We start from the raw sequence: 23008 nt of genomic DNA, 5'->3' as shown, positions 1-23008 counted from the left end.
TGCCTACTGCCCGCGCACCGCTCTCATCATCTCCCACCATCAGAGGAGTGAAGATGCTGAACCCTGTCACTGACCGCGCACCGCTCTCATCATGTCCCACATGGGAGTGAAGATACCCAGCGCCAGCACCAGCACCATGACCGCCACTATGCCGATGAGGATGGGTTCGATGCGGGCGGTGAGGCTCTTGAGGTCATAATCCACCTCACGCTCGTAATACTCGGCCGCTTCGTGCAGCAGCTCGTCCACCTGGCCGGTCTCTTCCCCCACCGCGATCATCTGCATCACCAGAGGGGTGAAGAGGCCGCTGGCCCCGGCGGTGCGCAGCAGGCTCTCCCCCCGTTCGATACCGCCCCGCATGTCGCGGATCTGCCCCGCCATCCAGGCGTTGTCCACCGCATCGGCCACCAGGGTCAGCGCTGTGTTGAGCGGCACGCCGGCCTTGAGCATCATGGAGAAGCTGCGGGCAAAACGGGCAAGCAGGGAGCGCTCTATGATGGAGCCGACGATGGGCAGCCGCAGCTGCCATCTGTGCCAGGTCAGCCTGCCTTTGGTGGTGGCGACCCAGCGTCGCCAGCCGACGACGGCGCCCACCAGGATGGCGAGCAGCAGCCACCAGTAGTGAACGAAGAAGTGGGAGGTGGCCAGCAGGATACGGGTCGCCAGCGGCAGCTCCACCCCGAACTTGGCAAACATCCCGGCAAAGACGGGGATCACCATGATGTTGAGGATCACCATGGCGACGGCGATGGCAATCAGCACGAAGGTGGGGTAGCGCATGGCGGTCTTGATCCGCTTGCGGGTCTCCAGCTCCAGATCGAAATAGTTGGCGAGCTGCAGGAAGGCCTCCTCCAGCTGACCCGTGTTCTCCCCCACGTGGATGATGGCCACGAAGAGGCTGCTGAACACCTTCGGGTGCGACTGCATCGCGCTCGACAGCGGCCGGCCGTTGGCCAGATCCTCCCCCAGGGCGTGAAGCGCCCGCTTGAGGGGCTTGCTGTGGGCGCTCTCCTCCAGCCCCGCGATGGCGCGCAGGATGGGGATGCCTGCCCGGGTCAGGGCATACATCTGGCGGCTGAAGACCACCAGCTCCTCCAGCTTGACGCTCCCTTCCAGCAGCAGCGACCAGTCGATGCTGGCAGACCTGGCCTTGCCGGCCTTCAGCTCGGTGGGCATCACCCCGCGGCGCATCAGCTGCTCGGCGGCGGCCAGTTCGCTCACCGCTTCCACCACACCGCTGACGGCCTGGCCCTGGCTGTCACGCCCCTTGTAGGCAAAACGGTTCATGGGCGACCCCGGCAGAGTGATTCAGTACGATCCAGATGCCTCATGCGTTACCCCAGGTCCTCGGCCAGCCGAAGCACCTCGTCCACCGAGGTGATCCCCTCGCGGGCATAGTCGAGCGCCGTCAGGGCCAGGGGGCGGTAGTGCTCATGCGCCCGTGCCGCCCGGGCAAACCCCTCGGCATCGTTGCGGCGCAGGGCATCCATCATGGATTGATCCAGCTCCAGCAGCTCGTAGACCCCGATCCGGCCCGCATAGCCGGTAAAGTTGCAGCTCTGGCAGCCCCGCCCCTTGCGATAGCGATGCTGCCCCGGCGCTTCACCGGAGAGCACCGAGAGCCAGGTGGCCTGCCCCTCGTCCGGCGCCGTCTCGCAGGCGCAGTGTTCACACACCCGCCGAACTAGGCGCTGGGCCACCACGGCCCGCAGGGCGCTCGCCACCAGATAGCCGGGCGCCCCCATGTCGATGAGACGCAGAGCGCTGGTCACGGCGTCGTTGGTGTGCAAGGTGGTCAGCACCAGGTGACCCGTGATGGCGCCGCGCAGGCCGATCTCCACCGTCTCGTTGTCCCGCATCTCCCCCACCAGCAGGATGTCCGGATCCTGGCGCAGGGTGGAGCGCAGTACCTGGGAGAACGTGAGCCCTATCTTGGGGTTGACCTGCACCTGGCTGATGCGGGGCAGGCGGTACTCCACCGGGTCTTCCACCGTGATGATCTTGTGGCTGGCCTGGTTGAGCTCGGAGAGGGCACCGTAGAGCGTCGTGGTCTTGCCGCTGCCGGTCGGGCCCGTCACCAGGATCATGCCGTGAGGACGTTTGAGCTGACGACGGAAGCGGGTCAGGATGGCGGGCGGCATCCCGGTCTCGGCGAGCGACAAGATGCCGGAGGATTGATCCAGCAGCCGCATCACCACGGACTCGCCATACTGCACCGGCATGGTGGACATCCGCACATCCACGTCGCGGCCGCGCACCTTCATGTTGAAACGGCCATCCTGGGGCAGACGCTTCTCGGAGATGTCGAGCCCGGCCACCAGCTTGAGGCGCAGCACCAGCGCCTGGGCGATGCGCACCTCGTTGAGGATGTTCTCATGCAGCACGCCGTCGATACGCTGGCGAATGCGCAGCACCTTCTCGTCCGGTTCGATATGGATGTCGGAGGCACCCACCTGTACCGCGTCCTCGAACAGGGAGCGCAGCAGCTTGGCCACCGTCGCCTCCCCCTCGTCGGTTGCGGCATTGAAGCTGCCGGCCCCCAGCTCGAAGCCGGTCTCCTGGTGCTCTTCGTGCAGTTGCACCGCGAAGTTCTCTATCTCCCGGGTGCGGCGATAGAGGCGGTCGAAATACTCCAGCAGCTGGCCTTCACGGGCCACGGCCAGCACCAGCTCCCGCGGGCTGAGCAGGGCAGCGATGGCGTCGAGGGCGCTCAGATCCGCCGGATCCGACATCACCACGGTGACCTTGTCGTCGCTCAGGTTGACGGCCAGCGCCCGGTAGCGGCGCGCCTGCACCTCGGGCAACAGCGCCACGGCCGAGACGTCGATGGTGAGGTTGTTGAGATCGAAGAAGGGCACATCCAGCTGACGGGCGAGGAAGGTCAGCAGTTGCACCTCGCTGATGAAGCCGAGATCGATGAGGGTGGTCCCCAGCTTGCGGCCGATCTGGCGCTGCTGCTGCAGGGCCAGCTGCAGCTGATCATCCGAGATGATCTGTTCCTGTACCAGCAGGTCGCCTAGGCGCATTTTCAGTCTGGGTTGTGCCATTATTGCTCCGATCTCTGTTGCTTCACGCCCGCTGCCTTGTCCGATGGCATGGGCTCATCGAACTGCCGCTTTAATCAATGGGTCAGTTGGCCAATTCGTTGTTCGAGCCATTGGGTGGAGGCCTCCCCCAGATTGCCGTGCAACTGGGCATTGCGATAGGCATCCAGTGCCCGTTGACGGTGTCCCTGACCATCCTCCGCCACCCCCAGTCCCAGCCACCAGCGCCCCTGATCCGGCTGCTGGCGCAGCAGCCTGACGTACATCTCGGACGCCTGGACAGGCTGCCCCAGCTCCTGGGCAAGACCGGCCCAGGTGGCGTAATAATCCAGATTGCTGGCAATATCGGGCTGATAGCCGGTGAGCCAGTCCAGCGCCTTCTGCCGATCCCCGCCGCTGATGGCCACACGGGCCAGCAGCAGACGCAGGTCCGCCTGCGCGGGATCCAGCCTCAGCCCCTCTTCCAGCACCTGGGCGGCCTCGGTCAGCCGTCCGGCGCCATAGAGCAGGCCCGCCAGCTGTTCCCGCGCCCCCTGGTTGTGGGGATCGTGGGCCAGCACTTCGTAGTAGCCATCCTGCGCCTCCTCCATCCGTCCCTTGGCCATGGCCGTGGTCGCCTTGCGCTCGGCCAGGGTGGCCAGCTCGGCGTCGGAGAGTTCCACCGTCTCGATCTTCAGGATCCCGGGTTTGCGCGGCGCGGCGGGTGCAGGCGCCTCTTCGGCGCTCTGCTCCGCGGCCAGCTCGGCATAGAGGTCCGGCTGCAGCTCCTCGTCGCTCGGGATCGTCTCGTCCCCCAGCGCTTCCTCCGGATTGCCCTCATCGGCGAGCACGGCCTCATCGGCCGGAGCCTGCTCGGCTGCGGAGGGGGCCACTCTCGCGGCGGTCGACTCGGCACTGGCGGCGGGCACCTTTGCCACTGGCGCGGCAGAGGAGACCGCCTGCGTGGTGGCCACCACCGCCAGGGGCGCGGATGGCGCCACCGCAGGGGCGGTACGGGGGGCCTCGACCTGCGCCGCTGGCAGGGAGGCTCGCTGGCTCTGCTGCCAGAAGATCCAGGTGCGCCAGCCGAGGATCCCCAGGGCCAGGGTACACAGCAGGGTCAGCACCAGCATCCACCAGCCTTGCTGGCGCACCGGCGCCACATAGACGGCGGCTCCCTCGGCCTCTTGCTGACGCCTATCCAGATCTTTCAGCATCTGATTGATCACGCTCATGACCAGACTCCATACGCCAGGGCGGTGCCCAGCAACAACAACAGGGGCCACCAGAGGGTGAGACGGCCACGGCGGGCATCATCGGTATCCCGGATGGCGAGCCGGACCAGGGCGCTGTCGATCCGCCGTACACCGCGGCCATAGGCCAGCATCAGGCACTTCTGCGCCAGTATGTTGATGAGGCGGGGAATGCCGCGGGATGCGCGCCACAGCCTGCGCAGGGCGCGGCCATCGAACAGGGCGGCCCCGCGATAGCCGGACACCTGCAGCCGGTACTCCAGATAGGCCCGGGTCTCGTCGAGCCGCAGCGGCCGCAGGCGGTAGGAAAAACCGATGCGCTGGCGCAACTGGCGAAGACGGGGCTGCCCGAGCCTGGCATCCAGCTCGGGCTGGCCGAACAACACGATTTGCAGCAGCTTGCTGGATTCGGTTTCCAGGTTGCCAAACAGCCGGATCGCCTCCAGGGTCTCGTCCGGCAGGGCTTGCGCCTCGTCGATCAGCACCACCACCCGACTCCCCTGCCGATGCAGGGAGATCAGATGGCGGTGAATGCGATCCGTGAGATCCAGTTCGCTCTCCCCCGCCAGCGTCAACCCCAGCTCCAGGGCCAGGGCCGTGCGCAGCTCCCCCGGAGTGAGATGGGGGTTGGGCAGCCAGGCCAGGCGCACCGGGCAGGCCTCGGAGCCGAGCTCGCTCAGCAGTTTGCGACAGAGCAGGGTCTTGCCGGTGCCGACCTCGCCGGTCACCTTGATGAACCCCTCCCCCTGGGAAAGCGCCCAGTTGAGTACCTGCATGGCCTCCTCGTGGGGGGGCAGGCCGTAATAGAAACCGGTGTTCGGGGTCAGGCCGAAGGGGGCCTCCCGCAGTCCGAAGTGGCTCAGATACATGCACCCTCCCGGCCAGAGCCCCGGGTGCGCAGCCGCAGACAGCCCCGGATCAGCGACATGGCGCCTCCGCCGTCGGGCAGGGCAGACTGGCGGCAGCCGGGAGGCGCCGCCACATGGGAGAAGGAGTGCTCAACAGGCGTGTCATCCCGGATCAGCCCTTGGGGGGATACCATTTGTCGAGCAGCTCGGAGGAGCGTTGCAGCTCTTTCTGCCAGGTATCCTTTTCCACCACGGTGGGCTTGAGCAGGATCACCAGCTCCACCTTGCGGTTGCTCTCCCGGCGGTTGGTGAAGGCCTCACCGACCCAGGGGATGTCACCCAGCAGGGGCACCTTGCTGACAATCTCCTGCCTGTCGGTCTTCATCAGACCACCGATGACGATGATGTCCCCATTGTTGGCCTGCACCACGGTATCGGACTCGCGGATGGAGCTCTTGGCCAGCGGCAACACCAGGGGATCGGCGGTGCCGACGCTGATGGTCTTGCTCTGCTCCTCGGTGTCGATGACGGAGGGGTGGATATGCAGCAATACCTTGCCCTGCTCGTCGATCTGGGGCGTCACGTCCAGGGCTATCCCCGAGAAGAAGGGGGTCAGCTCCACGTTCGGGGTGACGATGGGGGCCGAAGTCCCCGAGGTGGTGGTGGTGGTCGAGGCGTTGGTGACGAAGTATTCGTCCGTCCCCACCTTGATCACCGCTTTCTGGTTGTTGGTGGCCGTCACGCGCGGGCTGGAGAGGGTGTTCACGTCCCCCTGGGTCTTGAGCAGGCTGACCGCGACGTTGAAGTTGCCATCGGAGATGGTGAAACCGGCGCCGCCCCCCAGAGCCCGGAAGATCTGGTTGGGAGTCGAAGCGATGGGGCTGTCCATGAGGGAGCCGCCCCCCGTGATGCCCTTGCCGCCGTCCCAGCTTGCGGAGAGGCCGCTCCAGTCCACCCCCTGCTCGTAACCCTCGTTGAGGGACACTTCCAGGATCCGCGCTTCCAGCACCACCTGGCGCTTGAGGTGTTCGCCGGACTGGTCCAGGAACTCGCGCACCGCCTTGAGCTCCTTGGGATAGGCACGCACCGTGACCAGGCCCGCCTGGGGACTGGTGATGACGGCCCGCCCTTCCCCTGTGCCGATCAGGGTCTGCAGGGCATCCCGCAGATCGGTCCAGTAGTCGTTGTTGCTGTCCGTCTCGATGCGGGTGCCGTTGCTGTTGGTGTTGTTGTCACCGCTGGCGGTGTTGCCCTGGCTGTTGTTGTTGCCGCTGTTGTTCAGGCCGTTGTCGAAGTTGTTGTTATTGCCATTGTTGTTGTCGTTGGCCGTCACCCCGCCTGTGCTCACCGAGGTACGGGAGAGACCGCGCCGGGCCATCATCAGGTAGTTGACCGGAATGGTCTCGGTGCGCAGACCGGCGGGATAGACGTGGAACACGTTGCCCTTGCGCTGTACGTCGAAGCCGTACATGTCGCCGACGGTCGCCAGCGCCTCCTGCAGGGTCACGTCCTTGAGCTCTACCGAAATGACGCCCGCCACACCGGGATGGACCGCCACGCTGTAGCGGGAGCCCTTGAACAGGGATCCGAAGAACTCCACCGCGTCCACGTCATGGGCCGCGATGCGCATCCGCTTCTCGGGAATGGTCATCGGCTGCTGGGGACGATTGAGCTGCAACAGCTCGCTCTGCACCGAGGGCGGCAGGGAAGTCAGGGGGGCGGTCGGGCTCTGCTCGCTCATCGCCTGCTTGAGTGCATCTTTGGCCTGTACCGGCTCGGGGTGACGATAGGTAGTGCGTATCTATTCACCAGGACGGGGTTGACGGCATCAGTTCTGCCGGGATGGGATAATCTGTCTTCTCGATGCACGCCCTGACCACGGCCCTCAACCACTCCTGTGGGCAGCGGCCCAATCGCTTGCCGGTCTCCACCAACGACAGGATGCGCTGGCGAAACAGCTCGCCCCGGTGAGACCACACGCCGTAGCTACCCTTGCGCCAGAGCACATAGCCACGCAGCGCCCGCTCCGCCTCGTTGTTGGTCAGCGCTATTTCGTCGTCAGTCATAAACCGCCACAGCATCTCGTCATCCCGCAGCAGCAACTGGCATCGTCCACGGTAGCGTTTGCTGCACAACAGGGCGCCGCGCTCCAACTGGCTTCGCCAGCTTTGCCGGTAACGCGCGAGCCTGCGCAGGTATTTCTGCTTGCTCAACGCACCGCTTTCCCAACGGTGCCGGGTACGAAACACCGCATCCGCCAGCAAGACCAACCGGGCACCGATGGGCTGGTTGCACTGCTCGCTACTCTCGGCGATGGCCACGAGATTGCGGGCCACGTGGGCCCAGCACAGTTGCCGCTGGTCGGCGTCGATAAACCGGTAGCCGGCGTACTGGTCGGTCACCAGCACCCCGTCAAACTCGGCGCCCAGCAGCCGCTTGGCCGCCTCCTGACCACGGCCATAGGCCGTCATGAAGCAGACGGCTATCTTGCTCAGCGCCAGCCACATCCAGCGGCGCTCTCCACCCCGCTGATGCCGGGTCTCATCGGCATGAACGTGGGTGGCCGTCTGCACCTGCTGCTTGATGGCCTGGTAGGTCGGGGTGAGCATGGCACTCACCCGCCCCTGCGCCTCACTGATGGCGCCCCGGCTAAAACTCAGGCCGAAATGCTGTTTGAGCTGCTGCTGTATCTGGCTGACGCTCTGGTGAAACTGGCCGCTTTGCAGCGCGATGTAGCTGAGCAGATTGGCCCCCATCTGGCTGCTGCTGACGTTGTCTGGCAGTGCGGCCTGGGTCGTGCCGATACACCGTGAGCAGGTCGCACGATACAGTTGGTGTTCGGTGACGAGATAGCTCACCTCGGGCAGCTCGAACACCTGATGAACCTGATAGGGTTTGGCATGGGCCACCATGTCCCCGCCACAGCAAGCGCAATCGGCGGCAGGGTAATGCGGGACCAGGGTCAGGCGGGCATCAAGCGGATGCCGCTCGCGGCGATGTCCCTTGTGACCGGGCTGCGCCCCCCGTTGCTTGCCGGACGCCGGACGCTTGCGGGCCGGCGGCGGTGCACCGGGGCCGTCGCTGGAAGGCGGCTTGGAGGAGTTGCCGCTGTGCTGATTGAGGCGGTCCTCCAGCTCGGCGATGCGGTCGAGGAGCTTATAAATCAGCTCGTTGGCCTGCTCCAGAGTGGTGGGCATTCCCGCGGAATGCATGGTGTTTTTGCTCATGGGGGGAGCGTATCTAAGGAGCAGGATCAAGCAAGCAGGAAAGTGGGATCAAGAGACGATCGTCTCATTTTTCCTGTGTCAATACTGTTCCGGTGAATACTTACGGTAGTGCAACCCGCCACCGCCAGCGCGAGGGGAAGCAGACAAAAAGGGGGTTTTTTCATGTTATTCGTGCACCTGACTCGCTATGAAACTCGACAAACCTGGCCCGCACCATCCCGTGCGACACCCACTTCACATCCGGATCTTGCTGCCAAACAGGGACAGTGTCTGGCGTTTGCCCGCTTTTTCCAGCACCACGCTGTCGGCGCTGATCCCCACCAGCCGGAATCCGTTGACCTGCTGGCCGACCCGGTAGCTTTGACCGTCGAGCACCGCCAGGGCGGGCCCGCTCCCCAGGATGACGCTCTGCAACCTGGGCAGACCGGCCTCCTTGGCGACACTCGCCGCCGAGCCGGATCCCGCCAGGGGCAAGGTGGGATCCTGCAGCACCTCGGCCTGGGCCTGCAGCGCGAGCAGGCTCCCCCACAGGGCCAGCCAGCGCCAGGATGGGAAGGCAAAAATGCGGGATCCCGTCCCGCCGACATGCCGCTTAACCACGGATGAACTCCTTGCTGGTGCTGAGGGTGTAGATCTCCATCGCTACCGCCGCCTTGGGATGCTCGACCACCCGGTAGTCAAAGCCCTTCCAGTAGAAGTGGCGAGGCAGGGCTTCGAGCGCTTTCAGGTACTGGTAGACATCGAAATAGCCGCCCTCCAGCTGAAGCCGGATGCCGTGCCTGAACAGGTTCACCTTCTGCTCCCCGGCCATCAGCGGCTCGGGCTTGAGGGAGGTGAGCGCCAGCATATGCAGGTTGGCGGAGCGGGACAACAGGGCCTCCAGCACCGCGGGCATTTCGTGGGCGGGGATCAGATCCACCGTCTGAGCCAGCAGCTCAGCATCCATCTTGCGCAGAGACGTCTCGACACCGGCGAGCTGATCGCGTACCTGGGCATCGGGATCCCGCCCCAGCCTGGCCTGCTTGCCCTGGTTTTCCAGGGTCAGGATCTCCAGATCCCGCTGCGCCGCAGCCAGGGCCTGCCGATCCTGGCCCAGCCGGGTGTCGGCGTCATCCAGCCAGCCGTAGATGCCCATGGCCCCGAGCAGCACGACCCCGGTCAACAGAATGAGGATCCGCTCGCGCAGGCTGAGGGCTGCGATCTGCTGCGCCCATCCCTGCCATTGTGCCTTCATGTCCATCAGGGAGTCTCCCGCGCTATGCCACTGAGCTGGAAGGCAAGCTGGCCCTCCTTGTCCCGACTCAGGGTGAGCTCGCCAAACTGCTTGCCCGCCAGGGAGGGGGTCTGCTTGAAGCGGTTCACCCAGGCGGGCACGTCCTGACTGCGTTCGGCCACACCCGCGAGGTTGATGCGCCCGTCGCTTATCTCGATCCGTTGCAGGGAGAGACGGGGATCCCGCAGGTGGGCCAGGTCCGCCATCACCCCCGCATAGCCCTGGGATTTTTGCAGGGAGAGGTGGCCAAGCTGCTGCATCAGCGCCTGTTTGGCCCCCAGCTCGTCCCGCTTGTCGGCCAGTTGCCGCTGCAAGTCTGCATTCGCCAGATGGCGCGCCAGCTCCGCATCGAGACGCCTGGCCTCGCCGCGCTGCACGTCGAGCTGTGCCCGTACGCCAGCCAATTCACGATCGAGGCCCTGCTGTTGCCAGCCATAGAAGAGGGTGGCCCCCAGCAGCAGCACCAGGACGCCGCCCCAGACCAACGCCATCTGGGGCAGGCTGGCCCACAGGCGTCTTGGCCGGAATTCGGCGCCATAGAGGTTGATTTGGTGTTTCATCAGTCGCTCCTGCCCAGGGCGGCGCTATAGGCACTGAGGTATTCGACTCCTGCCAGTACCGCCTTGTTTGCCATGGCCGACACCGGGAAACCGAACGTCTGTTCCAGATGACGCACCAGTACCCCCATGGCGGAGGAGGCGATGGCCAGTTGCAACTGGCCGGGCTCGGGCAGCTTGAGATGGCCAGCCAGATAATCGATGGATCGCTGGATCTCCAGCGCCAGCGCGTCGAGCTGGTCGGCATCTGGCTCATGGCTGCCGGTGAGGCTCGCAAATCCGCGCAACTGGCGGGAGAAACAGAGTCCGCCCCGATGGAAGACCAGCAGTTGCAGCTCCTGCCCCCGGGGTTGCCAGAGCAGCATGCGCACCATCTGGTCCGCCTCGTAGAGGGCCGTCATGGCCAGCTCGTCACTGACGATGGCCTCCAGGGTCGCCGCGCCGTTGACCGCATCCGCCACCTGCTGCACCCGGCTCTTGGGCATGCAGACAACGTTGATGCGCGGACGCCCGGCAGGGGGCGTCGGCAGGTCCACATAATCCATGGCGAGCTGCAACACCGGCTCGTTGACGAAATCCTTGATGGCCCAAGGCAGGGCCCCCGCCATCTCGGCATCGGGGACGGCGGGCTTGTCGATCTGGATCTGCTGATAAAGGCTGGCCGCGAGGGCCACCCGCACCTTAGACTTGGCCAGACCGTGCCGGGAAAACAGCTCGGCCAGGGCCTTGGACCAGTCGTGGGGGCCGTTGACAGGCTGGCTGGCAAACACGGGAACGGGGTCCACGCAGGCCAGCAGAATGCGATCGCTGGCCAGCAGGATCCCGACCTGATGGCTGGAGGGAGAACGCCTGAACAGTGACTTCATCTGGATCTTCACCTGGCCGCGTAAAACGGACTAAACCTTAACATAAACAGGCTATTAGCCTCCAACTTTATGACAAACGACGCATCGACGACCACGCTGGCACCCACGGGAGACGATCCCATGGCCCCCCTTCAGCTCCCCTCCCCCCTGCACCGGATCCGGCATCCTCTGCTGGCAGCCCATGACGTCACGCTCTGGTGCAAGCGGGACGATCTAATCCACCCGACCCTCTCCGGCAACAAGTGGCGAAAGCTCAAATACCATCTGCAACAGGCACAGATGCTGGGCAAGGGCCACATCCTCTCCTTTGGCGGCGCCTACTCCAATAACATCCACGCCCTGGCCGCAGCAGGACTCAGACTGGGACTGCGCACCACGGGCATCATACGCGGTGAAGGGGATACCGTCAGCAATCCCACCCTGAAAGCGGCCAAAGGCTGGGGCATGGATCTCGTTTTTGTCGACCGCCAGGACTATCGCCGGCGCCAGGATCCCGAATGGCTTGCCCGGTTCGAGGATGACGACACCCTGCTGGTACCGGAAGGAGGCAGCAGCCCGCTGGCCATCCCCGGGGTGGCCGAGCTGGTCGACGAGGTGCCCTTCTCGCCGGATCTCTGGGTGCTGCCCTGCGCCAGCGGCGGTACCCTGGCGGGACTCATCGCGGGCAAGCGGGCGCAGGAGCAGATCCTGGCCATCGCGGTGCTCAAGGGGGCCGACTTCATCACCGGCGAGGTATGCCGGTTGCATCCGGCGGCGGCCACCACCCCGGGCTGGCGCATCGCGCTGGATCACCACGACGGCGGCTATGCCAGGTTCAGTCCGGCACTCTGGCAATGGGTGCAGGCATTCAGTGCCGAAACCGGCTTGCCGCTGGAACCCATCTACAGTGGCAAGGCGATGTGGGGGCTGTTTCGCGAACTGGCGGCAGGCCGCATTGCGCGCGGCAGCAAGATCATCTTCATCCACACCGGTGGCTTGCAGGGGCTGGCGGGCCTGCAGGAGCAGGGCCGCCTGTCACCCCGGCCGGGGCGCTAGTCAGGCAGGTTGAGGGGCTCGGGGTCGGCAAACCAGGGACCTTGACCGGCATGCACGCCCAGGTGTCGCAACATCTTCCACTCGTCGCCACTCTCCACCCCCACCGCGATGACCCGGGTCTGGGTATTGGCACAGCCCCCCACCAGACTGCGTACCGCCATCTGGTTGACCTGGCGCAGGTGGATCTCCCGCACCAGGCTGGGGTGCAGCTTGAGGAAGTGGATCTCGAACTCCTTGATGTACTGGGTGCTCACCACGTCCTGGCCCGCATGATCGATGGCCAGCCTGCACCCCAGCATGCGCATCGCCCGAAGCGGCCGCTTGAGGGCTTCGTAGTGGCGGGTCACCTGGGACTCCGACAACTGCAGGATCAACCCCTCGTTGGTACTGCGCGGCAACTGGAACAGCTCGAAGAAGAGCTCGCGCTGGAACTCGCGGGTGAGCAGGTTCTGGGCGCACAGAGAGAGGCTGATGGGGCAGCTCGATGCCGGTCGCTGGCGCAGCAGTCGCAAGGCTCGGGCCACCACCAGCCTGTCCAGCGGCAGCAGCAGACCGGCCTTCTCCGCCATGGGCATGAAGACCCCCGCCTGCAGCTCCCGGCCCTGCTCGTCGTGAAGGCGGATGAGCAGCTCCTGCTGCAACACCACCTGATCCCGCTCCTGCTGCACAGGCTGGACGTAGAAGTCGATGCCCTGCTCCTCGATGCGACGGCTGATCAGGGTGCGCCAGCGCACCGTTCCCTTGCTGCTCGCCTCCTCGTTGAGGGATTTCTCGAACAGGAACCAGCCGCTGTGTCCTTGCAGGCGCGCGCTCTTGAGCGCCAGCTCCGCCTCTTCCTGCACCTTGAGCAGGGAATCCTGTGCCTGATAGCAGACCGCACCGAGATAGACGGCGGTGTCGGCATTGACCGCTTCGGGCCAGTGCAGTCGTTGCAGACTCTTGAGCAACTGGCTGGCGCCGTCGACCATCTCGCTCTCAGACATGTTCGGCAGCAGCACGGCAAAGACCTGACCGGCATAGCGCGCCTGCAGGGCTCCGCTGTGCTTGCGCACGAAGGCGCCGATGGTGGCGCTCGCCTCCATCAGGAGTTCCTGGCTCGGGCGCCCGCTCAGCTCGGGATCCAGCTCCTCCAGACCGGCCAGCTCGATCAGCAGCACACCGCCGCTGATCACGCTTGCTTCCATGATGGCGCTCTCCAGCCGGTTGTCGAAGAAGAGGCGGTTGCCGATGCCCGTTGTCTTGTCAACGAAGGCGTTGCTGCGGATGAAGTTGTCAAAGCGGCTGCGCTCCTTGCGGGCGTCGGCCAGCTCGGTCAGCAGATGGGTGAGGGCCTGACTGGCCGAAACAGGCCACTCTTCGGCAGGGTCATGGGCCAGCTTGGTCAGCTTGCCATCCAGGATCAGCTGGGCACGCTCCGCCAGCAGCTCGGCACCGCGCAACTGCAGACGCAGCCAGCGGATGGAGTACCAGAGCCCGAACACCACGATGAAGATACCCAGAGAGATGCCGAACATCGCCTTCATGGAGTACTCGAACTCCTTGAACGGCCTGTCCAGCTTGAAGTCGGCCCGCATCCCGGCCTGATTGGGGATCGCCTCGCTGTAGGCGATCAGCAGGCTCTCGTCCGTCTGCTGCTGCACATCGCGAAACCAGTAGACCCGCTGCTTGTCCTGACGGATCTCCAGCTCCACCACATGGGAGGCCCGCAACAGGGAGGGCAGCCAGCGGGCAAGGGCTTGCTGGTCATCGGTCACCCCCAGTTGCTTGTCGATGATCTCCACCAGGGAGTCGACACGGTTCTGCTGCAGCTCCATTCCCATCTGGCGAAAACTGAAGACCCCGCCGAGCATCACCATGGCCATGGCCGAGATCACGCACAGCGTAATAAAAGAGACGAGTTGAGTGGTCAGTTTCATGTGCCTTTCCGTAGCCGACAGCATCCATAGGGCATCATGGTATCAGCCCAGACCAAACGCCGCCTATGGATGAAGATCCCGCTTCTGCAAATAAGCGGGCGGATGCGTCATGCGGCGCCGTTGTGCGGGCCGCAAAAGAGGCATCAAGGGAGAGAACGAGGGGACACAGGCTGAGGAGCGGACAGAAAAATGGTCCCACAGCGGGGACCAAAAGAAACACTCATATCAAAACTAACACTCTGTGCTACTGACAAAAATAGATACAGGAGTATTGAACACACGGTGAGTCAAACCGCACCGCTACTTTAGCCACTTCAGATAAGCTGGACAATTGTCATTTATGACAGGTCAGCGATTGAATCTTGTTCAGGTGTGTAGCCATATCCTTTATTTATCAATTAATTATCGTTTTTGTTCCAAGTGTGACCAACTCGGCTCAAATCGATGCAGCTAATGCTATGATGCTTGAGTCTCAATCGGGTTGTTTCATTTCAGGGAAGAAGGGGGCCCACCATGTCTGCACGATCTCCGTTATGGATTCCTCTGGGCCTCTTCTGTTTGCCCCCGCTGCTGATGCTGTTGCTCACCCCCCTGTTGAGCGACAAGCTGGCTCACCACCTGTTGCAGACAAAGGAAAGGGCTCTGCTCGACTACCAGCAGGAGCGCAACCAGCTCCTGGATCACGATGTCCCCGCTCAACTCGCCCACTTTGCCTTCGATTGCGGCCCCACAGACATGGCGCTGCTGCGCTCACCCCAGTATTACAACCGCCATATTCGCCTGGCCGGCCTGCAGCTTGCCAACGGGAGCGGCTGCTCCACCCTGGGCCCCGCCCTGCCCCAGCTTGCCGACGCCGGCATACCGGTCTCCCCCGACTTTCATATTTCCAGCACGGCCCCCATGTTCGATACCGAACGCGAAACCCTGGTCTATGCGAGACGCAACGGCAATCTGGCCTATTGGGTGCTCGACAGCAGCTGGAGCCATGAGCTGCTGCGCACCCCCTGCAACGACTGTTTCTACCTGGAGTTCAACCACAAGCACCCGACCCAGTCCGGGCTCTTTTTCCCCCGTGGCAACAAGCACATTCGAGAAGAGGCACACCCGATGCGGCTGCTCAGTTTCGACCCCCAGCATCAGGTGGAGCAGACCCTCTGGGCTGGCGAGGCACTGAAACGCTACGCCCGCTCACAGATACACCGCGATGGCCTCTGGTCGGCCGGGGCGCTGGGGGCGCTGCTGGCGGCCCTCTACTGGGGCCTTAGAAACTACCGGCGCTCCCTCAAAGGATTGCTGCAAAGAGGGCTGGCTCGGCGGGAGTTCATCCCCTTCTATCAGCCCATAGTGGACAGCAGAAACCGAAGGGTGGTGGGATTCGAGGCCTTGCTGCGCTGGCAGCGAGGACGGGATCTGGTGTCGCCAGGCACCTTCATCGCCTATGCGGAGGAGCAGGGGCTGATCCTGCCGATGACGGATCAACTGCTGGAGCGCATCCTGGCGGATCTCCCCGTCCTGGCCCCGCACCAGTGGGTCAGCGTCAATCTGGTGGCGGCCCATATCGAGCAGCCTCGTCTGCGCACCCAGTTGCAACGCCATGGCTGGCCCTCGCCGGCCCGCCTCACCTTCGAACTCACCGAGCGGGATCCCATCAAGCACATCCAGGGGGCCATGGCGGAGATCGCAGCTCTGCAGGAGAGGGGCTATCACTTCAAGCTGGATGACTTCGGCACCGGCTATGGCGGCTTTGCCTACCTGCAACGGCTCGGCATTCGCCAGATCAAGATCGACAAGATGTTCGTGGATACCATAGGCACGGACGACCTCAAGCGCAGCGTGCTGGATGCCACCATCGCCTTCGGCCTCAAATCGGGCATGGAGATGATCGCCGAAGGGGTCGAAACCCAGGAGCAGGTGGATTATCTGCATCGCCACGGAGTCCACCTGATCCAGGGCTACGTCTATGCCAAGCCCATGCCCCTGAGCAAACTGAAGATCTGGCTGATGGCATGGCAAGAGGGCGAGACAACCAGCCCCTCCGACCCGCACTGAGGCGGTATCTGCCCCGCCTCTCACCCTCTGCAACAAAATGATGCTCCGCATGAGGAGCATCTCCCCTTATCATGGGTCTGTGCACCTTGGGTGCACCAAGTCGCTCCATACCCCGTCGGCCGAGGCCGCCCCGAGATGAGAACCACTGCCTATGAAGTCTTTTATCCGACAAGAGATTGCTCTGCCTGCCGGTCTGTTGACCCTGCTCTTCTTCAAAACCCTGGGGAGCGACCTGCTGGCAGAGACAACCCCCCTTGCGGTCTACCTGCCGGTGTCGCTGGCCCTGCTTGCCATCGTGACCTGGGCCATCTTCTCCGTCGTGCGTCACTCTGACGCCCTCGCCATCAAGCTCGGGGAACCCTTCGGTACCCTGATCCTGACCCTCTCGGTCATCTCCCTGGAAGTGGTGATGATCTCCTCCGTCATGCTGACCGGCGATCCCAATCCCACCATGGCCCGTGACACCATGTTCGCGGTGGTGATGCTGGTCACCACGGTCTGGTGGGCTTCACCCTGCTGTTTGGCGGCTGGCGCTATCACACCCAGAACTTCAATCTGGACGGGGTCAAATCCTATCTGGTGGCCATCATTCCCCTGGCTCTGCTCTGTCTGGTCCTGCCGAACTTCACCCAGGGCGGCACTCTGGGCAGCCTCTCCAAGGCCATGTCATGGATGCTGATCATCATCTCCATCCTGCTCTATGGTGTCTTCCTGCTGATCCAGACCCGCAGCCACAGCCACTTCTTCGTCGACAGCGATCACGAGGATCTCGAGGATCACCACGGCCCGCTGCAGAGCAACGTCTATCACACCCTCTTGCTGCTCGCCTACCTGGTGGTGGTGATCCTGCTGGCCAAGACCCTGGCCATCCCCATCAACTACGGGGTGCACGTGATGGAAGCCCCGATGGCGCTGGGTGGCTTCATCGTCGCCTGTATCGTACTGGCCCCCGAAGCGGTCGGCGCCATCAAGGCGGCCTTCAACAACCAGTTGCAGCGGGCCATGAATCTCTACTTCGGCTCCGTGCTGGCCACCATCGCCCTCACGGTACCTTCCGTGCTCTTCATCGGCTCCCTGATGGGGCAGGAAGTGCGCCTGGGCCTCTCCCCTGCCGACATGGTGCTGCTCATCACCACCCTCATGGTCTGTAAAGTGACCTTCAGCAGCGGCCGCACCCACGCCCTGCACGGCGCCACCCATCTTGTGCTGTTTGTCGTTTACCTGTTCCTGATGTTTGAACACGGATAAGGCTGCCAGCACTCACCCCAGTGCTGTTCGTGGTTTATCTGTTCCGGATGTTTGAACACGGATAAGGCCGCCACCACCTGCCTGCTGCCGCTCTGCGCAGCGCGCTTCCGATGGCCCCGACGCGAGGCGCGGGAGACGGAAATGAAAAGACCGCCCCATGGGCGGTCTTATTTACGGTTTGCTCAGACTCGGGGTCAGAGGCTGGGCAGAGTCCCGGCCGGGATCAGGTCGTTGTAGCTGGCACGGCCCAGCAGGGCGGCCGCCGCCTCGATGTCCGGTGCAAAGTACCTGTCCTTGTCATAGAAGCTGACCTCTTCCCGCAGACGGCCCTTGGCCAGCTCGATGAGCGCGGTGGAGCGCAGGGGAGCGCGGAAGTCGAGCCCCTGGGCCGCTGCCAGCAGTTCCACCGCCAGGATGCCACGGGTGTTCTCGGCCATGTCCGCCAGCCGGCGACCGGCGAAGGTGGCCATGGAGACGTGGTCCTCCTGGTTGGCCGAGGTGGGCAGGCTGTCCACCGAGGCCGGGTGGGCCAGGGTTTTGTTCTCGGAGGCCAAGGCCGCCGAGGTGACCTGGGCGATCATGAAGCCGGAGTTCACGCCGCCGTTGTTCACTAGGAAGGCCGGCAGGCCGGACATGCGCGAGTCGATGAGCAGCGCCATGCGCCGCTCGGACAGCGACCCGATCTCGGCGATGGCCAGGGCCAGGTTGTCGGCGGCAAAGGCCACGGGTTCTGCGTGGAAGTTGCCGCCGGAGATGATCTCCTCATCCTCGGCAAACACCAGCGGATTGTCGGAGACCGCGTTCGCCTCGCACACCAGCACCTCGGCCGCCTGACGGATCTGGGTCAGGCAGGCCCCCATCACCTGGGGCTGACAGCGCAGGGAGTAAGGATCCTGCACCTTCTCGCAGTTGTGGTGGGACATGCCGATCTCGCTGCCGTCCACCAGCAGGTGGCGGTAGCAGGCGGCCGCATCGATCTGGCCGCGCTGACCGCGCACCTCATGGATGCGGGCATCGAACGGCCGGCGGCTGCCGAGGGCCGCTTCAACGCTCATGGCACCGATGGTGATGGCGCCGGCGTAGAGATCCTCGGCATGGAACAGCCCTTCCAGCGCGAAGGCGGTGCTCGCCTGGGTGCCGTTGAGCAGGGCCAGCCCCTCTTTCGGCGCCAGGGCGATGGGCTCCAGCCCGGCAATCTTCAGGGCAGTGGCGGCGTCGATCAGCTCGCCCTTGTGACGGGCCTTGCCTTCACCGATCAGCAGGCAGCTCATGTGGGCCAGGGGCGCCAGATCGCCGGAAGCGCCGACGGAGCCCTTCTTCGGCACCACGGGGTAGACCTCGGCGTTGATAAGGGTCATCAGGGCCTCGAGCACCGTCAGCCGGATGCCGGAGAAGCCACGAGCGAGCGAGTTGACCTTGAGCACCATCATCAACCGTACGGTGGCGTCCTCCATGTACTCGCCAATCCCTGCCGCATGGGAGAGCACGATGGAACGCTGCAGCTCGTCCAGCTGCTCCACCGGAATGCGGGTGTTGGCCAGCAGGCCAAAGCCGGTGTTGATGCCGTAGACCACCCGGTTTTGCTCGATCACCTTGGTGACCACGGCGGCGGAGGCGTGGATCCCCGCCAGGGCAGCCGGATCCAGGCTGACGTGTACCGGCTCGCGGCTGACACGGCGCAGGGTGGCGAGGCAGAGTTTGCCCGGTTGCAGATTGAGTTCGAACATCTTATTTCACCCCTTTGCCGGTGGCGTCGATCATCGGCAGATCCAGTTTCGCCTCAACGGCACAGTTGATGGCAATCTCGTAGCCGGCGTCGGCGTGACGCATCACCCCGGTGGCCGGGTCGTTGCGCAGCACGCGGCCGACCCGCTTGGCGGCATCGTCGGTGCCGTCACAGACGATCACCACGCCGGAGTGCTGGGAGAAGCCCATGCCGACCCCGCCACCGTGGTGCAGGGAGACCCAGGTCGCACCGCCGGCGGTGTTGAGCAGGGCGTTGAGCAGCGGCCAGTCGGAAACGGCGTCGGAACCATCCATCATCGACTCGGTCTCGCGGTTCGGGCTCGCCACCGAGCCGGAGTCCAGATGGTCACGGCCGATGACGACCGGTGCCTTCAGCTCGCCATTCTTCACCATCTCGTTGAAGGCCAGGCCCAGGCGCACCCGATCCTTGACACCGACCCAGCAGATCCGCGCCGGCAGGCCCTGGAAGGCGATGCGCTCGCGGGCCATGTCGAGCCAGTTGTGCAGGTGGGGATCGTCCGGGATCAGCTCTTTCACTTTCTGATCTGTCTTGTAGATGTCTTCCGGGTCACCGGAGAGCGCCACCCAGCGGAACGGGCCAATGCCCTCGCAGAACAGCGGGCGGATGTAGGCCGGCACGAAGCCCGGGAAGTCGAAGGCATTCTTGACCCCCTCTTCCAGCGCCATCTGGCGGATGTTGTTGCCGTAATCGAGCGTGGCGGCGCCGCGGGATTGCAGGGTCAGCATGGCTTCGACCTGACGGGCCATGGAGCGGCGAGCCGCCACGTTGACCTCATCCGGTGCGCTCTTTTGCAGATCGCGCCATTGGGCCACGCTCCAGCCCTGGGGCAGGTAGCCGTGTACCGGGTCATGGGCGGAGGTCTGGTCGGTCACCACGTCCGGCGTGATGCCGCGAGCCACCAGCTCGGCGAAGACGTCGGCGGCGTTGCCGAGCAGGCCGACGGAGACGGCGGTGCCGCTGCGTTTGGCCTCCTCGATCATGGCCAGCGCCTCATCCAGGCTGTGGGCCTTCTTGTCGACGTAGCGGGTACGCAGACGGAAATCGATACGGGTCTCGTCGCACTCCACGGCGATCATGGAGAAACCGGCCATGGTGGCGGCAAGGGGCTGGGCACCGCCCATGCCACCCAGGCCCCCGGTCAGGATCCAGCGGCCTTTGGGCTCGCCGTTGAAGTGCTGGTTCGCCACCGCGAAGAAGGTCTCGTAGGTGCCCTGCACGATGCCCTGGGTGCCGATGTAGATCCAGGAGCCGGCGGTCATCTGGCCGTACATCATCAAACCCTTCTTGTCGAGCTCGTTGAAGTGCTCCCAGTTGGCCCAGTGGGGCACCAGGTTGGAGTTGGCGATGAGCACCCGCGGCGCATCCTTGTGGGTCTGGAACACCCCGACCGGCTTGCCGGATTGCACCAGCAGGGTCTGATCGTCCTCGAGCCGGGTCAGTACCTCGACGATCTTGTCATAGCAGGCCCAGTTGCGGGCGGCGCGGCCGATGCCGCCGTACACCACCAGGGACTGGGGATGCTCGGCAACATCCGGATCCAGGTTGTTCATCAGCATCCGCAGTGGCGCTTCGGTGAGCCAGCTCTTGGCTGTCAGCTGGGTGCCGTGGGGAGCACGGATCACGCGGCTCGGATCGTGGCGGGGATCCTGGTGTTGTACAGACATAGACACTCCTTGTTTAGCGATGCAGTCAGGCGGCGCGGTGCGCCACTACTTGGTCAACTGGTGAACCAGGCGCGCGGCCACGCGGGCACTGCGGTTGTCCTGATCCAGGTTCGGGTTGTACTCGGCCAGATCGGCGAGCCTGAGCTTGCCGCTGGCCCGGATATGGGCGATAAGCGGTTCGATGACCGCCAGCTCCACGCCGCGAGCGGCGGGAGCGCTCACTCCCGGCATCACCGCCGCCGGCAGCACGTCGAGATCGATGGTGAGATAGAGGTGGTCGCAACGGGCGATGAAGGCATCCAGCCCGCCTAGCAAGGCTGGCAGCTCGGTCTGCGTCATCGCTTCGTCCAGCACGTGCCAGACTCCCAGCGCCTCGGCGCGGGCAAAGAGCGCCGCGGTATTGGCGGTTTCGGCCACCCCGAGACAGGCATAGTGAAAGGGGGTGCCCTGGGCAGCACACTGCTCGGCAATCTGGAAGAAGGGGGTGCCCGAGCTCGCCTGCTCCTGTTTCATGCGCAGATCGAAGTGGGCGTCGAAATTGATGATCCCGACCCGCCCTTCGCCGCCAAGATGACGGTTCAGGCCGCTCCAGCTGCCAAACGCCACCTCGTGGCCGCCTCCCAGCACCAGGGGGAAGTGTCCCTGATCCAGCGCACTCGCCACCCGTTCGGCCAAGCGCCCGTGAGCGGCATCGAGATCGCCGTCCTCACAGGCCAGATCCCCGCCGTCATAGACGGGGGCACCCAGATGCCAGGCCGTGTTGGCCAGCAGCTTGCGCAGCGCCAGCGGTGCACCGGCCGCGCCGACCCGCCCCTTGTTGCGGCGGACCCCTTCGTCACAGGCAAAGCCGAGCAGCACCACGCCGGGTTCGCGATTCCCCTGCCAGGGTTGCACCCTGTCGTGCCAGCGCAGGGCCAGCTCGCCGTCTTCGGGATCCTGACGCCCCTGCCAGACCGACATGTCGATCCCGTTGAACTTATCCATGAAGGGTCTCCTCCCCGTTGACCACACGGCTCACCAGCTGATCGACGCCGATGAGGTAGCTGAGCTCGGCCGGATGGCCGCAGTTCCAGACAAGGAAATCCGCCAGCATGCCGACCTTGAGCTGCCCCAGCCGTTCCTGCTCGCCAAGCGCCCTGGCGGCGTGGCGGGTCACCCCGGCCATGGCCTCCACCGGGGTCAGGCCAAACAGGGTGCAAGCCATGTTCATGGCCATGCGCAGGGAGACGATGGGGGCCGTGCCCGGGTTGATGTCGGAGGAGACAGCCATGGGTACCCCCGCCTTGCGCAAGGCGGCGATCGGGGGCAGCTTGGTCTCCTTGAGGAAATAGAAAGCAGTGGGCAGCAGGGTGGCGACCACGCCACGGTGGGCCAGCGCCTGGATCCCGTCCTGATCCAGATATTCCAGATGATCCACCGAGAGGGCGCCGAAGTGGGCGGCGAGCGTGCTGCCCCCCAGGTTGGAGAGCTGATCCATGTGCCCTTTCACCGCGAGGTTGTACTGATCCGCCGCCAGATAGACCTGCTCGGTCTGGGCAAGGGAGAAGCCGATGTGCTCGCAGAAGACATCCACCGCATCCGCGAGACCTGCCTCGGCCGCCGCCGGGATGATCTCCTGGCAGATGGTCTCGACCCAGGAGTCGGGATCGTCGCGATACTCCGGCGGCACCGCATGGGCTGCCAGCAGCGTGGTCTTGACCCGGATGGGTTGCGCCTCTCCCAGACGACGGGCCACCCGCAACATCTTGAGCTCGTCTTCCAGGGTGAGGCCGTAGCCGGACTTGATTTCGACTGTGGTGACCCCTTCCCGGATCAGGGACTTGATCCGCGGCAACGCCAGCTCATAGAGCCGCTCCTCGCTGGCTGCCCGGGTGGCGCGCACCGTGCTGATGATACCGCCCCCCTTGCGGGCGATCTCCGCATAGGGGACTCCCTTCTGGCGCAGCTCGAACTCTTCGGCGCGGCTGCCGGCGAAGATGAGGTGGGTGTGGCAATCGATGAGACCGGGGGTGACCAGCTTCCCCTTCATGTCCTGCCAGGAGGCGGCATAGGGGCCCTTGAGATCCTGCATGGGGACCAGAGCGTGGATCTTGCCATCCCGCACGCCAAGGGCATGGGGCTCCAGCAGGCCGTAGTCCGCCAGATCGGGGCGCAGGGTGGCGGGTGTCACGTTGAGCCAGACCCGCTCGCAGTTCAACAGTTCCTTGTTCATACCGACCTCTAAATGTATATACAATAATTTATAGCCGATCTCTGAAAAGAAAGGAAGGATCAAGTTCAC

The 23008-nt window shown here is 64.4% G+C and carries 18 protein-coding genes and 1 pseudogene; 4 read left to right on the top strand and 15 right to left on the bottom strand.

Annotated features, from left to right (window positions below; translation table 11 throughout):
• Positions 1 to 66: 66 nt before the first annotated feature.
• The 10 genes from C2U30_RS16280 to C2U30_RS16235 all read right to left on the bottom strand — a co-directional run bounded on the left by C2U30_RS16280 (position 67) and on the right by C2U30_RS16235 (position 11047).
• Entirely contained in the window at positions 67 to 1287 is a 1221-nt protein-coding gene (locus C2U30_RS16280; protein WP_043154386.1) for a type II secretion system F family protein, read from the bottom strand.
• 47 nt (positions 1288 to 1334) lie between these two features.
• Positions 1335 to 3047: an MSHA fimbrial ATPase MshE gene (gene mshE / locus C2U30_RS16275; RefSeq protein ID WP_103244111.1), complete on the bottom strand. Its 1713-nt coding sequence runs from the start codon at positions 3045 to 3047 to the stop codon at positions 1335 to 1337.
• A 74-nt stretch (positions 3048 to 3121) separates the two neighbouring features.
• Positions 3122 to 4258: a tetratricopeptide repeat protein gene (locus C2U30_RS16270; RefSeq protein WP_103244110.1), complete on the bottom strand. Its 1137-nt coding sequence runs from the start codon at positions 4256 to 4258 to the stop codon at positions 3122 to 3124.
• Positions 4255 to 5145, bottom strand: a complete 891-nt coding sequence (locus C2U30_RS16265; RefSeq protein ID WP_010672622.1) for an ExeA family protein — start codon at positions 5143 to 5145, stop codon at positions 4255 to 4257. Before C2U30_RS16265 ends, C2U30_RS16270 begins: the two co-directional genes overlap by 4 nt.
• Before the next feature lie 151 nt (positions 5146 to 5296).
• Complete coding sequence (gene mshL / locus C2U30_RS16260; RefSeq protein ID WP_103244109.1) at positions 5297 to 6925, bottom strand: pilus (MSHA type) biogenesis protein MshL; 1629 nt, start codon at positions 6923 to 6925, stop codon at positions 5297 to 5299.
• A gap of 4 nt (positions 6926 to 6929) precedes the next feature.
• Positions 6930 to 8351: an IS66-like element ISKpn15 family transposase gene (locus C2U30_RS16255; protein WP_032495448.1), complete on the bottom strand. Its 1422-nt coding sequence runs from the start codon at positions 8349 to 8351 to the stop codon at positions 6930 to 6932.
• Positions 8352 to 8585: 234 nt separating this feature from the next.
• Entirely contained in the window at positions 8586 to 8915 is a 330-nt protein-coding gene (locus C2U30_RS16250; RefSeq protein ID WP_199767382.1) for a SctD/MshK family protein, read from the bottom strand.
• A gap of 28 nt (positions 8916 to 8943) precedes the next feature.
• On the bottom strand, positions 8944 to 9591 hold the full coding sequence (locus C2U30_RS16245; protein WP_043154397.1) for an MSHA biogenesis protein MshJ: 648 nt from the start codon (positions 9589 to 9591) through the stop codon (positions 8944 to 8946).
• Entirely contained in the window at positions 9591 to 10184 is a 594-nt protein-coding gene (locus C2U30_RS16240) for a PilN domain-containing protein (protein ID WP_043154401.1), read from the bottom strand. Before C2U30_RS16240 ends, C2U30_RS16245 begins: the two co-directional genes overlap by 1 nt.
• Positions 10184 to 11047, bottom strand: coding sequence for a hypothetical protein (locus tag C2U30_RS16235; protein WP_043154403.1), 864 nt, complete (start codon positions 11045 to 11047; stop codon positions 10184 to 10186). The genes C2U30_RS16240 and C2U30_RS16235 overlap by 1 nt, the downstream gene beginning before the upstream one ends.
• 120 nt (positions 11048 to 11167) lie before the next feature.
• On the opposite strand from C2U30_RS16235, the gene C2U30_RS16230 reads away from it, so the two are divergent.
• Positions 11168 to 12082 carry a 1-aminocyclopropane-1-carboxylate deaminase/D-cysteine desulfhydrase gene (locus tag C2U30_RS16230; protein ID WP_050485207.1) on the top strand — a complete coding sequence of 305 codons (915 nt, stop codon included), beginning with the start codon at positions 11168 to 11170 and terminating at the stop codon, positions 12080 to 12082.
• Here C2U30_RS16230 and C2U30_RS16225 read toward each other — a convergent pair.
• On the bottom strand, positions 12079 to 13998 hold the full coding sequence (locus C2U30_RS16225) for an EAL domain-containing protein (protein ID WP_043154407.1): 1920 nt from the start codon (positions 13996 to 13998) through the stop codon (positions 12079 to 12081). The genes C2U30_RS16230 and C2U30_RS16225 overlap by 4 nt on opposite strands.
• A 513-nt stretch (positions 13999 to 14511) precedes the next feature.
• Between C2U30_RS16225 and C2U30_RS16220 the strand changes: the two genes are divergently transcribed.
• The 3 genes and pseudogenes from C2U30_RS16220 (at position 14512) to C2U30_RS16215 (ending at position 17295) form a co-directional block, all read left to right on the top strand.
• The gene (locus C2U30_RS16220) at positions 14512 to 16047 is read left to right on the top strand and encodes an EAL domain-containing protein (protein WP_103244108.1); all 1536 of its coding nucleotides are present in this window, start codon (positions 14512 to 14514) and stop codon (positions 16045 to 16047) included.
• 151 nt (positions 16048 to 16198) lie between these two features.
• Positions 16199 to 16713 (top strand): annotated as a pseudogene (locus tag C2U30_RS23100) (calcium:proton antiporter); the annotation flags it as partial.
• Positions 16711 to 17295 (top strand): calcium:proton antiporter, encoded by a 585-nt coding sequence (locus C2U30_RS16215; protein WP_442752132.1) that lies wholly within the window; start codon positions 16711 to 16713, stop codon positions 17293 to 17295. The pseudogene C2U30_RS23100 and the gene C2U30_RS16215, both read left to right, overlap by 3 nt.
• Before the next feature lie 194 nt (positions 17296 to 17489).
• On the opposite strand, the gene hutH is transcribed toward C2U30_RS16215, so the two are convergent.
• Genes hutH through hutI form a run of 4 tightly spaced genes read right to left on the bottom strand, consistent with a single transcriptional unit; the run spans position 17490 to position 22939 of the window.
• Positions 17490 to 19022, bottom strand: coding sequence for a histidine ammonia-lyase (gene hutH / locus C2U30_RS16210; protein ID WP_103244107.1), 1533 nt, complete (start codon positions 19020 to 19022; stop codon positions 17490 to 17492).
• 1 nt (position 19023) lies between these two features.
• Positions 19024 to 20727, bottom strand: a complete 1704-nt coding sequence (gene hutU, locus C2U30_RS16205) for a urocanate hydratase (protein WP_103244106.1) — start codon at positions 20725 to 20727, stop codon at positions 19024 to 19026.
• Between the two features lie 45 nt (positions 20728 to 20772).
• Positions 20773 to 21711 carry a formimidoylglutamase gene (hutG, locus tag C2U30_RS16200; RefSeq protein ID WP_103244105.1) on the bottom strand — a complete coding sequence of 313 codons (939 nt, stop codon included), beginning with the start codon at positions 21709 to 21711 and terminating at the stop codon, positions 20773 to 20775.
• Positions 21704 to 22939, bottom strand: coding sequence for an imidazolonepropionase (gene hutI, locus C2U30_RS16195; RefSeq protein ID WP_164882615.1), 1236 nt, complete (start codon positions 22937 to 22939; stop codon positions 21704 to 21706). The genes hutG and hutI overlap by 8 nt, the downstream gene beginning before the upstream one ends.
• Positions 22940 to 23008: the final 69 nt, after the last annotated feature.

It is taken from the genome of Aeromonas sp. ASNIH5, from assembly GCF_002902865.1.
GTDB classification, from domain to species: Bacteria; Pseudomonadota; Gammaproteobacteria; order Enterobacterales; family Aeromonadaceae; genus Aeromonas; species Aeromonas caviae.
This window is presented reverse-complemented; position numbering and strand designations above follow the sequence as displayed.

Excerpts from the sequence above, each read along its gene's own strand:
- C2U30_RS16280 (WP_043154386.1), bottom strand. The coding sequence starts at position 1,287 with ATGAACCGTTTTGCCTACAAGGGGCGTGACAGCCAGGGCCAGGCCGTC.
- mshE (WP_103244111.1), bottom strand. The coding sequence starts at position 3,047 with ATGGCACAACCCAGACTGAAAATGCGCCTAGGCGACCTGCTGGTACAG.
- C2U30_RS16270 (WP_103244110.1), bottom strand. The coding sequence starts at position 4,258 with ATGAGCGTGATCAATCAGATGCTGAAAGATCTGGATAGGCGTCAGCAA.
- C2U30_RS16265 (WP_010672622.1), bottom strand. The coding sequence starts at position 5,145 with ATGTATCTGAGCCACTTCGGACTGCGGGAGGCCCCCTTCGGCCTGACC.
- C2U30_RS16255 (WP_032495448.1), bottom strand. The coding sequence starts at position 8,351 with ATGAGCAAAAACACCATGCATTCCGCGGGAATGCCCACCACTCTGGAG.
- C2U30_RS16245 (WP_043154397.1), bottom strand. The coding sequence starts at position 9,591 with ATGGACATGAAGGCACAATGGCAGGGATGGGCGCAGCAGATCGCAGCC.
- C2U30_RS16240 (WP_043154401.1), bottom strand. The coding sequence starts at position 10,184 with ATGAAACACCAAATCAACCTCTATGGCGCCGAATTCCGGCCAAGACGC.
- C2U30_RS16235 (WP_043154403.1), bottom strand. The coding sequence starts at position 11,047 with ATGAAGTCACTGTTCAGGCGTTCTCCCTCCAGCCATCAGGTCGGGATC.
- C2U30_RS16230 (WP_050485207.1), top strand. The coding sequence starts at position 11,168 with ATGGCCCCCCTTCAGCTCCCCTCCCCCCTGCACCGGATCCGGCATCCT.
- C2U30_RS16225 (WP_043154407.1), bottom strand. The coding sequence starts at position 13,998 with ATGAAACTGACCACTCAACTCGTCTCTTTTATTACGCTGTGCGTGATC.
- C2U30_RS16220 (WP_103244108.1), top strand. The coding sequence starts at position 14,512 with ATGTCTGCACGATCTCCGTTATGGATTCCTCTGGGCCTCTTCTGTTTG.
- C2U30_RS16215 (WP_442752132.1), top strand. The coding sequence starts at position 16,711 with ATGTCATGGATGCTGATCATCATCTCCATCCTGCTCTATGGTGTCTTC.
- hutH (WP_103244107.1), bottom strand. The coding sequence starts at position 19,022 with ATGTTCGAACTCAATCTGCAACCGGGCAAACTCTGCCTCGCCACCCTG.
- hutU (WP_103244106.1), bottom strand. The coding sequence starts at position 20,727 with ATGTCTGTACAACACCAGGATCCCCGCCACGATCCGAGCCGCGTGATC.
- hutG (WP_103244105.1), bottom strand. The coding sequence starts at position 21,711 with ATGGATAAGTTCAACGGGATCGACATGTCGGTCTGGCAGGGGCGTCAG.
- hutI (WP_164882615.1), bottom strand. The coding sequence starts at position 22,939 with ATGAACAAGGAACTGTTGAACTGCGAGCGGGTCTGGCTCAACGTGACA.